We start from the raw sequence: 12,523 nt of genomic DNA, 5'->3' as shown, positions 1-12,523 counted from the left end.
CAGAACGACGCCGCACCCGCGTCAACGCTCGGAGACCGACCGCGTTGGCGTAGCCTGCTGTTCCGGCGGGGCGTCGCTGTGCTCCGTCATACGCCGCACCGAACTCACGCTGGCCGCGATCAACGCGAGCGCCGCGGCAATGCCGGCAATCAACGTGAGGTGCTGGCCATGCACGAGTCCGAACACGATGGACACCGCCACCGCGCCGCTCGACTGGCCGAGCAGACGACCCATCGATTGCAGGCCGGACGCGCCGCCGCTGCGATGCCGCGGCGCACTGCCGATGATCACGCGGTTGTTCGGCGACTGAAAGATACCGAAGCCGAGGCCGCAGACCGCGAGCCGCCACACGATGTCGAAACGCGTCGCCGTCTCGCCGAGCTGGCAGAGCATCGCGAGTCCGCACCCGAACACGACGAGCCCGACGCTGCTGATGCGTCCCGGCGCCCACCGATCGGACAGCCGGCCCGCGACCGGTGCGATCAACGCGGTCACGAGCGGCCACGGCGTCATCAGAATGCCTGTCTGTGTTTCCGACAGCTTCAGCGTCTGCTCGAAGTAGAACGGCAGCATGATGTACGCCATTGTCTGCGCCGCGAACGAGCAGATCGACGTCGCCATCGACAGTGAAAACACCGGCATGCGCAGCAGGTCGATGGGCAGCATCGGGGTCGCGAGCCGGCTTTCGCGTCGCACGAACAGCACGCCGGCCACCAGTGCGATCGCGACCATCACGGCGCCGCGCTGCGTCGCGCCCGCCTGGTTGAATGCCGCGAGACCGGAGATCAGCAGGCCGAATGTGAGCGCGTTGAGCAGGACGCTCAGGCCGCTCAGGCGAGCCCCCGAGGTCGGCGTCGCGGGCAACGTGCGCGCGCCGATCGACAGCGCCAGCACGCCGAGCGGCACGTTGACGAGGAACAGCCACTGCCAGTGCGCGACCGACAGAATCACCGACGCGATACTCGGCCCCGCCGCCGACGAAACGGCCACCACCAGCGACGAATAACCGACGCCCACGCCAAGCCGTGCCTTCGGGAAAACGAAGCGCACCAGCGCGATATTCACGCTCATGATGCCGGCCGCGCCGAAGCCCTGAAACACGCGAGCGACCGCAAGCACCAGCAGCGTGTGCGCATTCGCGCAGGCGAACGACGCCAGCGTGAAAAGCGCGAGTCCGTAGCAGTAGACCCGTTTGTAGCCGAGGCTGTCCCCGAGCACCGCGAGCGGCAGCAAGGACACCGTGATCGCCAGCTGATACGCGTTGACGACCCAGATCGCGTTTGCGGGCGATACCGCGAGGTCGTTGCTGATGGTGGGCAGCGCGACGTTGACGATCGAGGTGTCGAGCACCGACATCGTCATCGCGATGGCGATCGCGATGTACGCAAACGCACGTTGGGGATTGGGCAGGCCGTCGGTCATGGTGCAAGCGGGTCGAAAGAAAATGCGCGGGCGACTGCGTGCGGCGCGGGCGCCGTCGCGGGTGCATTGTTGCAACTCCGACTCGCGGGAGCAAGGTTGCACTCGATACCGGAATGATGGCTACCCGGCTTGTCTCCCCGGGGTCTTGCGATTCGCGAGCGCGTGCATACGCGCGCTCGTCAGGCATGACACGTGCAACACCTGAATCGGGACACAGTTGACGTTACTGCGCCACACGTTGTAAATCTGTAGGGATCGTCGCCGCTATCGGCGCCGGCGAAGCACGCATGGAAACGAAACGCCCTTTTTTCACGATCGGCCACTCGACGCGTCCGTTGCAGGAATTCGTCGACTTACTGAAAGGCGAGCAGATCGCCTTGCTCGTCGACGTGCGCAGCATCCCGCGCTCGCGGACCAACCCGCAGTTCAATCGCGACACGCTGCCCGCCTCGCTCGCACCGGAACATATCGACTACATGCATCTCGCCGCGCTCGGCGGACGCCGCAGCAGGCGCAAGGATGACGCGCCGTCGCCAAATGCGTACTGGACGCATCCGGCCTTTCGCAACTATGCCGACTATGCAATGAGCGACGCGTTCCGCGAGGGACTGGCGCAACTTCTGACGCTCGGTCATGGGCAGCGCTGCGCGATCATGTGCTCGGAAGCGGTCTGGTGGCGCTGCCACCGGCGTATCATTACGGACTATCTGCTGATGCACGATGAAACCGTGCTGCACATCATGGACGCACATCACACGAACGCCGCCACGATGACGCCGGGCGCCGAGCCCCAGGCCGACGGCACGCTGATCTATCCGGCTCAGGCGCAGAACTGAGCCGACTCACGACACGACTGCGCACCAGTCACCTCGCACCGCTTTATGGCTGTTAGCACCAAACGTCCGTCGAAACTCGACACGCTGCTTCGCGACATCCGCGCCTGCACGCTGTGCGCACCCATGCTGCCGCACGCGCCCCGCCCCGTGCTCGCCGCGTCCACGCGGGCGCGCATTCTGATCATCGGGCAAGCGCCAGGCGCGCGCGTGCATGCGTCGGGGGTGCCGTGGAGCGACGCGAGCGGCGCGCGTCTGCGGACATGGCTCGGCGTCGACGACACGACCTTCTACGACGCTTCCAGATTCGCCATCGTGCCCATCGGCTTCTGTTTTCCGGGCCGCGGCGCGAGCGGCGACCTGCCGCCTCGGCCCGAGTGCGCCGGCCGTTGGCACCGCGAATTGCTCGCGCAAATGCGTTCGGTGAAATTGACGCTGCTGATCGGACAATACGCGCAGCGCTTTGGCCTCGGCGACGCATTTGGCCCGACCTCGACAGAAACGCTCGTCAGGTGGGCCGAGTTTGGACCGCATGTGATGCCGCTGCCGCATCCGTCGCCGCGCAATATCGCGTGGTTCAAGCGCAATGCCTGGTTCGAGGGCGCGGTGCTGCCGACGTTGCGCGAACACGTGGCGACGGTGTTGGCGGGCGGCGAGCTTTGAGCGCCGCGCACCCATCCGCGCGATCAGCCGCTCATGGTAAACACGCATCCTGACCCGGCGTCCCAATCTTCGGAACGGTTACGGGTATACATGGATTAGGAGTCGCTACCGCACTGCACTAACATTTTTGCGGTACCGCACGGCTCGTATCGAGCGCTTCCGAATCGGGGTTGCGCGTCCCACGCCAAACTCTCGCGCTGCCCCGCGAACTCCCGGTGCCGTCCAGCATCTGCACGCAATCGACGCAACGTCGACCACATCGACCAATGAAGACAAGAACCGGAGGATCAGATGGCACAGCAACGGGATGACGATCAGAAAAACAGCGGCAACGGTTTCAGCACGGCGCGGCGGGGGCTGATGCAGGGCGCGGGACTCGGCGCAGCGCTTTCGCTGATGGGCGCGCTAGGCGGCGCGGGCGGTCTGATCGGCACCGCGCAGGCAGCGCAGACGGCTTTTCCGTCGCACAAGAAGTGGAGGATCGTGTTCGTCAATCACGTCACCACCAACCCGTTCTTCGTGCCCACGCAGTACGGCATTCAGGATGCCTGCTCACTGCTCAACATGGATTATCAGTGGACCGGCTCGGCCACGTCCGATGCCGGCGAAATGGTCCGCGCCGTGAACTCGGCGATTGCCGCGAAGGCCGACGCCATCGCGGTGCCGATCGTCGATCCGAGCGCTTTCGACAAGCCCATCCTGGCCGCGCTCGACGCCGGAATTCCGGTGTTCGCGTACAACGCCGACGCGCCGCGCGGCAAGAAGAATCCGCGCCTCGCGTATATCGGCCAGGACCTGTATCTGTCGGGCTACCAGATGGGCGAGCGCATCGTCAGTCTGATCGACAGCGGCATGGTCGGGCTGTTCATCGCCACGCCGGGGCAGCTCAACATCCAGCCGCGTCTGGACGGTGCGAGCGACGCCATCAAGAAGTCCGGCAAGAAGATCGACATCCAGACCGTGGCCACGGGCGCGACCGTCAACGAGGAGCTGTCGAAGATCAAGGCGTTCTACCTGGGCCACCAGGACCTGAAAGGCATGTTCGCGGTGGATGCGGGCAGCACGCAGGGCGTCGCGCAGGTGATGAAAGAGTCGAACCTGCCGTCCAAAGGCGTGCACGGCGGCGGCTTCGACCTGCTGCCGAGCACGATCCAGCTGATCCACGAAGGTTTCCTCGACTTCACCATCGATCAGCAGCCCTACGTCCAGGGTTTCTATACGGTGATGGAGGCGTTCGTGTTCCTAAGCTCCGGCGGCCTCGTCGGCCCGGCCGAAATCAACACCGGCCTGAAATTCGTGACGAAGGATAACGTCGAGCCGTACCTGAATACCTCGACGCGCTTCGAAGGCAAGACCGACAAGGAGCAAATCGTTCCGAGATCCGGCGCAATCAAGTCCTGATGAATACAGTGAACGAAACCAGCAAAGCGGTCCGCGCGTCCCGGCGCGCGGGCGTTTCCTTCGCGTCTCAATGGGCGGCCGAGCTGCGCATCCTGCTCGTGGCCGTGCTGCTGGCCGCCTACTTCGAATTCGCAAACCACGATTTCCTGCTCACCAACGCGAGCCTCGTCAACCTGTCGCAGTTCATCGCGCCGGTGGCGATCATCGCGTTCGGCGAAATCATGTTGATGATCGGCGGCGACATCGATCTGTCGGCGGGCATGGTGTTCGCGTTCGCGCCATTCATGATGGTGTTCGCGAATGACGCGGGCGCGCCGATGTGGCTCGCCGTGATCGCGGGGCTCGTGGCCGCGGGAATCGTCGGCTTCGTGAACGGGGCGGTGTCGGTTTGGCTGCGGCTGCCCTCGTTCGTTACGACGCTCGGCACGCTCTTTCTGATCAACGGTATCACGCTCACGATCTCGCGCGGCACGCCCGCCGCCACGCCGGGATCGCCCACCTTCGCCGCGTTCATGGGCGCGTGGGGCTACAGCGAGATCATCTGGACCCTGGTGATCGCGGCCGCGATGCATGTGCTGTTGCGACATACACGCTGGGGCCTGCATACGCAGGCCGCGGGTGCGAATCCGCTCGGCGCGAGCGAGGCCGGCATACATGTGAAGCGACTGCGCCTTGGCAACTTCGTCCTCGCCGCGGTGCTGGCGGGCTTCACCGGCATGCTCGAAGCCTTTCGCATTACCTCGATCGACCCGCAGGCCGGCGGCAACCAGATCATGTTCCTTGCCGTGGCCGCCGCCGTGATCGGCGGCACGCCGCTCACGGGCGGCTCGGGCACCATCGTGGGCGGGCTCATCGGCGCAGCGGTGCTCGGCATTCTGAACGACGGCTTTACACTGATCGGTATCAACGCGTTTACGTTCAACATCATTCTTGGCGCCGCGATTCTGGCGGCGATGATCTTCAACATCCACGTCGGGCGCATTCGCCGCAAGGGTGGACGATGATGGACCAATCGCAAACCTCCTCCGCGGGCGCCAATGCCACGGCCGCTGCGCCCAGCGCGCCGAACGCCCCACTCGCGCTGCGCGGCGACAGCCTCGTCAAACGCTTCGGCGCGGTGACGGCGCTCGATGGCGTCTCGCTCACGCTCGGCAAGGGCGAGATCCTCGGCATACTCGGCGACAACGGCGCGGGCAAGTCCACGCTCGTGAAGATCCTCACGGGCTTTCATCAGCAAACGAGCGGCACGCTCCACATCGACGGCGAGGAGACGCTGTTGCGCTCGGTCGATCATGCGCGTTCGCTCGGCATCGAATGCGTGTATCAGGATCTCGCGCTCGCGAATTCGCTGAGTATTTACCACAATATGTTCCTGAACCGCGAAATCGTGCGGCGCGGGCCGTTCAGGCTGCTCGACCACAAACGGATGCGCGAGCGCGCGGCGCAATGCCTCGACGATATCGGCGTGCACGTGCCTTCGGTGGATTTGCCCGTGGAGCGTCTTTCGGGCGGCCAGCGCCAGGCGATCGCCGTGGCGCGCGCCGTGCATTCGAACGCGAAAATCCTGTTGCTCGACGAACCGCTCGCCGCGATGGGCGCGCGCGAGGCGGGACTCATCATCGACCTACTGATGCGCTTGAAGGAAAAAGGCGGCCTCTCGATCATCATGATCATGCACAACTATGCGCAGACGCTCGATATCGCGGATCGCATCATGTTGATGCAGCGAGGGCGCGTGACCTACGAGCAACAGAGCGCGCTGACTTCGGTGGCGGAGCTGATGGACATCGTGCAGCGGGAATACCGGGCCATGCGCGCCGGCGGCGCACAGTGAGCCCGCCACGGCCCGCGACACCGCGCAACTCAGATCAGAAATCGATCTTCGCGTTCACGCTGACCACGCGCGGATCGCCCGGCGCGATGTAGTCCGAGTACTGGAACATCCAGTAGCGGCGATTCGTGATGTTGTCGATCGCCGCGCGCAGCGTCACGTCGTACCCACCGATGCGCGTCAGATAGTTCGCCCCGATGTTTACGATCATGTGCTTCATCGACGGCCTACTGAATCAGCGGATCGTCATTGCGATTCAGGAGGCGCTGCGATGCTTCGACAATGTGGACTGGTGATGGGCGTCGTCGTTCACTCGCGACGCACTCTGCGCCGATACCGTTATGTGTTCATCGTACGAGAGCCGCAGGACGAGAAACATGATCATCGGCGACACCGGCGAAAGATGCCGCAGAAATGACCCATAGTCCGGCTCGAAAATAGCTTGCGTTGATAGGAAACTGACCAGAAAACAAAAACAAAGCGTCTCGAATCGGCCCACCGGAAATAGCGCCGCCGCGGAGCGATAACGCATAAACACAATCGCAAAAGTGAAAAACACGCCAATGCCGCCCAGCATTTGCAGCGGAGAACCCGACGTAATCAACCGCACCGGCAAAACGAAGGTCGCCAGCGTGATGGCGACGTTCGCCACGCCAATGAACATACCACTGCCTGGAATGAACTGTACGATCATCGACCCCACTTCCTCCGGGTCCCGCCACTCATTGGCGTTCTGCCTTGCGAAATCCAGTGATTCGCCATAGGCCTTCTGGAACACGAAGGCGACCATCACAAACATGGCCAGCGCGAAAAAGATCAATGAAACCGGCCTTCTGAAGCCGTTTGGCGCGAAATAAAGAAACACGGTTGCGGCCAGTGTAATGCCCCAGTACGATCTGAAGTACACGGCTACCAGCGCTGCCAGGACGACAAACAAAACCAATATCGCACGCGACGAGTTGTAAAACAGCATCAGAAGAACCAGAACCGAAATGATGATTTCTTTCGATGGAACGCCGATGTAGACGGTCTGATTGGCGAGCCAGAACGCAACCAGAAAGAACTCGGCCGGTTTTAGCGAAGTGACACCGGAACGCCAGACGGCGACAAACATGCCGATAGTCGATGCGAGAAATCCTATCAAAGAAATGGAGAAACTCTGGAGACCGAAGAAGTTGAACAGCCACGCGAGATTGTCAAATGAGTCGCCAAACGCCCTGAAAGCCGTGACGGTCTTCATCCGGTCGAAGATCACCAGTTCATCCAACAGAAAACGCGCCGGCAACGTGCTCTCGTGAAACGCGGAGATCGCATAAAGTGCGATGAACAGAATGAACCAGACCACGGCCGACACGCCTGGACTCGCATTCCTGCCGATGATGCCGGGGAGTTTTACAATGCGCATTCTCTTTCCCTGAACAAGTGAGCGACTCGCCTCGCGGTGGAGGAGCTAAACTTGCAGCGTCGCTGATTTTTGAGCGCAGAGATCACGGCGCTTCAAAACTAGGTTGGCGATTCAAATAAGCGTCCGGCTCCTTGCCGATCTTGAGCGCCTGGTAAGTACCCGCACTTGCCACGATCGTTCCACAGACGCTGAGCAGAAGAAGCGAGTGGATGAACCCGACGCCGAGGAATTGAGCCGTCGCAAAGATCAGGAAGATCGATACGGCATTGACTGCTTGAATCATCAAGTCGATCTTCAGCCGGTTCGCGACAATGAATACCTGAGCCATCGAGCCATAGATCGCCATCGTGATGAAATAGGGAACAAAGATCAGGTACACGGACATCGACGGTTCCCATTCGTCGCCCATCTTCATGTGGATAATCAGGCTAAGGCCTGCATAGCACGCTGCCACCAGAGAAATGCTGATAAACGTCAGCATAGTAAAAAACTGTTTCGAGGGATTCACTCTGTCTTTTCTGTGGCCGTCGAAATAATCGATCAGATCGCGGCGGAAGACAGCGCCCAAACTTTGCGACAAGAGGGACGCAGGGAAGTACCCCACACGATACGCCAGCGCAAAGATGCCGGCTTCACGATGATCGAAGATCATCGGCATCAAAATGGCGGACGCATAGATCACGAAGGAATTCAGCGTAGTGGTCGGCACACCAAATTTTGCATACTGGATCTGAAGCGCGGAGAACCTGAGGAAGGCCGACGGGATCATCCGGCGCGCCGAGTAAAGGCAGATCGCGGCCGGCACAACGGTCGAGGCCAGAAAAATCCAGCTATAGATGTTGAATACGGTGGTGCCTGTGCACTCCCCTTTCGAAAACATCATCATGCAGACGAAGTAGACGGCGAACGCAGCATTAGGGAAGAACCGGATCGTCGCGATTTGCGCGTACTTTCTTTCGGTGGTGAGTGCTCCGCACAACGCCTGTTGCAGGAACACGCCAAGTGCCAGACCGATAACAGGTATGTATTCCGTATGCCCGGCCGCTGCCGTGGCCACCACGAGCGCCACGCCGATCCCTATGGCGACCGCACTGGAACTCGTCATTGCGCGCACGGCCTGGGCCTTGTCCGCCGCCATGCACGCAACCTCCAGACGCAAGCCGATCACCGACCCGATAAAAAGACCACCGGCCATGAGCTGGCTGAAATACCCGAGAGCCGTCGGCCCGCAGAACTTCCCGATCAATAGAATCGAAACGAAATTGAGCGCCTGACTCAGTACGACTCCAGCGATACTGACGATCGAATGTTTGATATTCACAATTTATCTACGTCGAAGTCCGGATGAATTTTTCATCGCTCTACACGACGATGGTTGTCGTCTGAAGGCTAGCCTTTCTGCGTCTTTCCGCTGGCGGGCAATGCGTCGAGATAGGAAGCACTGCGATAGAGGCCTGCGCGCGCGCCCAGACTATAGCGATAGACATCCGTATCGATCCCGTTGAAGATCACGCCCTTCACCCGGGCATTCGCCTGCTTGAGCTGCTTGGTGGCCTCCACCACCTGCGCAATGGAAGTGGTCTCGAAGCGGGTCACCAGCAGCACGGTGCCGCAGCTATCCGCAAGCGCGGTCGCGTCGGAGACGGCGAGCACCGGCGGCGTGTCGATCAGCACGATATCGTATTCGCTCGTCTTCGCGAGGAATTGCTGCATGCGTTCGCTCACCAGAAGCTCGGCCGGGTTCTCCGGTATCGCTCCGCGCGCAACGAAGTCGAGGCCCGGACGCACGTCACGCATGATCACCGGGTCGGACGTCACCTCCGACGTCAGATAGTCAGCCAGGCCGGGTGTCGAGTCGAGACCAAAGTATTGCTCGAGATGACCTTTGCGCAGGTCCGCGTCGATCAGCAACACCCGCTTGCCGGCCGCCGATACGACCGCCGCCAGATTCGCCGAAAGGAACGACTTGCCCACCTGTTCCGTCGGCCCCGTCAGCAGCACGCGATTGTCGCCCGATTCCGATTCCAGCATTGCAAAATGAAGCGCGGTTCTGAGTCGGCGCAGGCTTTCAATCGACGGGTCGCGCGGAAACTCGCTCGCCAGCAGGAACTTCTCGCCAGCGGGCAGCTTCGGCGTCTTGCCGATTCGCGCGACTTTCGCCTGCGACAGCGGCACGCTCGCATAGACGTTCAGGCCCGTTTGCTCCTCGATCTCCTGCGCGTCGGTCACGCCCCGATACAGCGCCGTACGCCCGAACGCCGCACCCACGCCCAGAATCAGGCCGCCCAACGCAGCATAGATAATCACCAGAAGCTTGTTCGGCTTGATCGGCTCTTTCGGCACCACCGGGTTATCGATCAACCGCACCGTTCCAACCTTGCCGGCGCGAACCAGTCTGAGCTGTTGCATGTTGTTCAGCATGCCGACGTAAAGCTCGTTGTTCACGTTCATGTCACGGGTCAGGCGCACCGCATTCTGCTCCAGGTCCGGCAACGCCTGTTCCTGCTGCGACAAGCTTCCGATCCTGCTGCTCAGCATGCCGATCTGCTGATCGATCGCCTGGATCGCGGGGTAACCCGGCGCGTAGATCGCGCCCATCTCCGCGCGCTTCTGCTTCAGTTCGAGCAGGCTGCGCTGCGTGGCTACGCTTTGATCCAGATAGGCCTTGCCCTGCTCACTCAGATTGAACACGCCCATGCGGTTGCGCATGTCGTTATAGCGTCCCTCGGCGCGCTCCAGGTCGCTCTTGAGTTGCGGCAGCTGCTCGCTCAGGAACGCAAGCGACTTCTCGGCTTCCGCCGCCTTGCGCTTCAGATTCTGGTCAACATACGCATTGCCGATTTCGGCGAGCGTGCTGGCCGTCAGCAGCCGCTCAGAGCCCATCAGCGACGCGCCGATGATGCCGCTGTCTTTACCCTTCTGCGAGACCGTCAGCCTGTTTTGCAGGCTTTCCACCGTCTTCTCGCGCGACTGTCTCTCCAGAATGAATTGCGTGCCCGGCTTTGCGTTCAGCGAATCGACCTGCAGCGTGATCGCGCCATCGGGCAGTTTCGTGTCGAGCTTTTCGCCCACGCGACCCTCGATCGGCTCGCTGAGATCCGACTGCTCCAGCCGGTAGCGTCCGCCCTCCAGAACCGTCAGAACGAACTTCTCGCCTTCGAATGCTTCCGGGACGTCGAAGCTGGACACCTTGATCGCTTCATCGCCCCATGCATATCCGCCAAATCCAAAGATCCCTGGCTCGGAAAGACTCCGGGCTTGCCGGCCCAACCAGTCTCCGATCAATGGAAAGCGCCTGGGCTTTGCGCTGACGTCGAGGTGCAGATCGTCGACGGCTTTTCCGACCACCATTCTCGACTGCAGGATTTCCATTTCAGCCGTCGCCTCTGTTTTGACGTCGAACATGCTGGAGACGTCGCCCAGCGGGCCTTTTGAATTGCTGGTCGGAATGCTGTCTTCAACCTGGACGAGAATATCGGCCTGGTACACCGACGGCGCGATAAACGCGTAGGCCACGCCCACGGCGAGCACGCCGCCGGCGATTCCACCGACCAGCCAGCGGTTGGCCATTAGAACGTCGAAATAACGCGAAAGACTGACATCGTTATTCCGGAGCACGGCAGCATTCGTAAGCAGAGAGATCTGATTCATCGAAACCCCAGGGCGGGTGTACGAAAAGGGTGGAAGCTCGATTTAATGTGCAGGCGATGCGGCGTTGCCAGATCTCGCTTTTTGTCACGGGACGGCAACATTTTCGGTGCTGGCGCTGCGCGCGTCAGTTCGGTGTGCAACGCAAACTGTCAACAATTCCTCTGCTTTGCGCGCCACCAACTTCAGAATAATCGTCTTACCGTACAAAGATAAGACTGCCTAATTCTCCGCTTAACCACTGTTTCCCCGCAGTAGATTCCTCGGTGGAAAATTAGCGTATATTTCACACTAACAAGTATCCCAGACTATCTCAAGACGGTCATCACCTCCGTACGCTAACGCACATCGCTTTTGTGGCCGTGACGGCACAATCCCATTCAACGCCGTTAGCTTGGGATGCATATGAAACAATTGATGCGTGAGATATTCACACGCGCGCTGCTTTTCAGTGGAACCCCCGCGGCGATTCGAGCCTTTCTCTGGCGCGATCGCACCGCGATTCTGCTCTATCACGATCCGTCGCCCGCCACGCTCGAGGCTCATTTTGAGTACCTGAAAGACAAGGTCGAGTTCGTGCCGTTGTCGCAGGCAAATTCGCGAGGTAGTGGTCGCCCGCGCGTGGCCGTCACGTTTGACGACGGCCATATCGGCAATGCAAATCTGCTGCCCGTATTCATCAAGTACGGCGTGTACCCGACCATTTACATCTGCAGCAGTGTCGTGGCGCACGATCGTACTCACTGGTTCCTGCATCCTGTCGCGAGGGATGCAGGTGTGAAGCGGCTGATTCGCATGAAAAACCACCAGCGCCTGGCTGAACTCGACGCGCGAGGCTTTCGTCAGGACTTGCCAGACCCAGCGGCGACGATTAGTGGCCTCAGCGCCGCCCATATTGAAGAAATGCGCCCCTATGTCGACTTTCAGTCTCACACACGCTATCACCCGACACTAACCTTCTGTGACGATGACGAATGCTTTGAAGAGCTTGCGCTATCAAAGTCGGAGGTAGAACGGATCGTAGGTAAGCCTTGCGAGCATTTCGCGTATCCCTATGGCATTTATGGTCCGCGCGAAGTCGAGCTGCTGAAGGCCACCGGCTACAAGACCGCACGCACGACCGACGTGGGCTGGAATGACGAAGGAAGCGACCCGTTCCGACTCAAGGCGTTCGACATTGACGATGACTCTTCCGTGTCGTGGTTCGCCGCGCAGCTCACGGGCCTGACGTTGGTGCCGCGCTATCTGCGACTGGGACGCGTCAGGCGCCTGGCTCAGCGCATCTTTAGCAGGCCACGCGCATTGAACCAGGCGTAGAAA

General features: G+C 61.0%; 11 protein-coding genes. 6 read left to right on the top strand and 5 right to left on the bottom strand.

Annotated elements, in window-relative coordinates; translation table 11 throughout:
• Positions 1–21: 21 nt before the first annotated feature.
• Positions 22–1,422, bottom strand: a complete 1,401-nt coding sequence (locus OKW35_RS12620) for an MFS transporter (RefSeq protein ID WP_429552177.1) — start codon at positions 1,420–1,422, stop codon at positions 22–24.
• A gap of 287 nt (positions 1,423–1,709) precedes the next feature.
• Between OKW35_RS12620 and OKW35_RS12615 the strand changes: the two genes are divergently transcribed.
• From OKW35_RS12615 to OKW35_RS12595, 5 genes are all read left to right on the top strand, one after another.
• The gene (locus tag OKW35_RS12615) at positions 1,710–2,258 is read left to right on the top strand and encodes a DUF488 family protein (protein ID WP_429552176.1); all 549 of its coding nucleotides are present in this window, start codon (positions 1,710–1,712) and stop codon (positions 2,256–2,258) included.
• 45 nt (positions 2,259–2,303) lie between these two features.
• Positions 2,304–2,918, top strand: coding sequence for a uracil-DNA glycosylase family protein (locus OKW35_RS12610; protein ID WP_184059010.1), 615 nt, complete (start codon positions 2,304–2,306; stop codon positions 2,916–2,918).
• A 291-nt stretch (positions 2,919–3,209) separates the two neighbouring features.
• A complete protein-coding gene (locus OKW35_RS12605; RefSeq protein WP_429552175.1) occupies positions 3,210–4,319 on the top strand; it encodes a sugar ABC transporter substrate-binding protein in 1,110 nt (369 codons plus the stop codon).
• Entirely contained in the window at positions 4,319–5,323 is a 1,005-nt protein-coding gene (locus OKW35_RS12600) for an ABC transporter permease (RefSeq protein ID WP_090811666.1), read from the top strand. The genes OKW35_RS12605 and OKW35_RS12600 overlap by 1 nt, the downstream gene beginning before the upstream one ends.
• Positions 5,323–6,153, top strand: coding sequence for an ATP-binding cassette domain-containing protein (locus tag OKW35_RS12595; RefSeq protein ID WP_184059243.1), 831 nt, complete (start codon positions 5,323–5,325; stop codon positions 6,151–6,153). The genes OKW35_RS12600 and OKW35_RS12595 overlap by 1 nt, the downstream gene beginning before the upstream one ends.
• 34 nt (positions 6,154–6,187) lie before the next feature.
• Here the strand turns inward: OKW35_RS12595 and OKW35_RS12590 are convergent, their stop codons facing one another.
• The 4 genes from OKW35_RS12590 to OKW35_RS12575 form a co-directional block, all read right to left on the bottom strand.
• Complete coding sequence (locus OKW35_RS12590; RefSeq protein WP_429552807.1) at positions 6,188–6,370, bottom strand: hypothetical protein; 183 nt, start codon at positions 6,368–6,370, stop codon at positions 6,188–6,190.
• Positions 6,371–6,406: 36 nt separating this feature from the next.
• Complete coding sequence (locus tag OKW35_RS12585) at positions 6,407–7,555, bottom strand: hypothetical protein (RefSeq protein WP_429552174.1); 1,149 nt, start codon at positions 7,553–7,555, stop codon at positions 6,407–6,409.
• 82 nt (positions 7,556–7,637) lie between these two features.
• Complete coding sequence (locus OKW35_RS12580; RefSeq protein WP_429552173.1) at positions 7,638–8,876, bottom strand: lipopolysaccharide biosynthesis protein; 1,239 nt, start codon at positions 8,874–8,876, stop codon at positions 7,638–7,640.
• 68 nt (positions 8,877–8,944) lie between these two features.
• Entirely contained in the window at positions 8,945–11,206 is a 2,262-nt protein-coding gene (locus OKW35_RS12575; RefSeq protein WP_429552172.1) for a polysaccharide biosynthesis tyrosine autokinase, read from the bottom strand.
• A 402-nt stretch (positions 11,207–11,608) separates the two neighbouring features.
• Here OKW35_RS12575 and OKW35_RS12570 point away from each other — a divergent pair, with 402 nt between their 5' ends.
• Positions 11,609–12,520, top strand: coding sequence for a polysaccharide deacetylase family protein (locus OKW35_RS12570; protein WP_429552171.1), 912 nt, complete (start codon positions 11,609–11,611; stop codon positions 12,518–12,520).
• The last annotated feature ends 3 nt before the right edge of the window (positions 12,521–12,523 follow it).

It is taken from the genome of Paraburkholderia sp. MM5477-R1 (assembly GCF_050436385.1).
Lineage (GTDB): Bacteria > Pseudomonadota > Gammaproteobacteria > Burkholderiales > Burkholderiaceae > Paraburkholderia > Paraburkholderia tuberum.
This window is presented reverse-complemented; position numbering and strand designations above follow the sequence as displayed.

What these genes read in the sequence shown, in the direction of transcription:
- OKW35_RS12600 (WP_090811666.1), top strand. Translation starts at nt 4,319, where the DNA reads ATGAATACAGTGAACGAAACCAGCAAAGCGGTCCGCGCGTCCCGGCGC.
- OKW35_RS12595 (WP_184059243.1), top strand. Translation starts at nt 5,323, where the DNA reads ATGGACCAATCGCAAACCTCCTCCGCGGGCGCCAATGCCACGGCCGCT.
- OKW35_RS12590 (WP_429552807.1), bottom strand. Translation starts at nt 6,370, where the DNA reads ATGAAGCACATGATCGTAAACATCGGGGCGAACTATCTGACGCGCATC.
- OKW35_RS12620 (WP_429552177.1), bottom strand. Translation starts at nt 1,422, where the DNA reads ATGACCGACGGCCTGCCCAATCCCCAACGTGCGTTTGCGTACATCGCG.
- OKW35_RS12575 (WP_429552172.1), bottom strand. Translation starts at nt 11,206, where the DNA reads ATGAATCAGATCTCTCTGCTTACGAATGCTGCCGTGCTCCGGAATAAC.
- OKW35_RS12615 (WP_429552176.1), top strand. Translation starts at nt 1,710, where the DNA reads ATGGAAACGAAACGCCCTTTTTTCACGATCGGCCACTCGACGCGTCCG.
- OKW35_RS12570 (WP_429552171.1), top strand. Translation starts at nt 11,609, where the DNA reads ATGAAACAATTGATGCGTGAGATATTCACACGCGCGCTGCTTTTCAGT.
- OKW35_RS12605 (WP_429552175.1), top strand. Translation starts at nt 3,210, where the DNA reads ATGGCACAGCAACGGGATGACGATCAGAAAAACAGCGGCAACGGTTTC.
- OKW35_RS12585 (WP_429552174.1), bottom strand. Translation starts at nt 7,555, where the DNA reads ATGCGCATTGTAAAACTCCCCGGCATCATCGGCAGGAATGCGAGTCCA.
- OKW35_RS12610 (WP_184059010.1), top strand. Translation starts at nt 2,304, where the DNA reads ATGGCTGTTAGCACCAAACGTCCGTCGAAACTCGACACGCTGCTTCGC.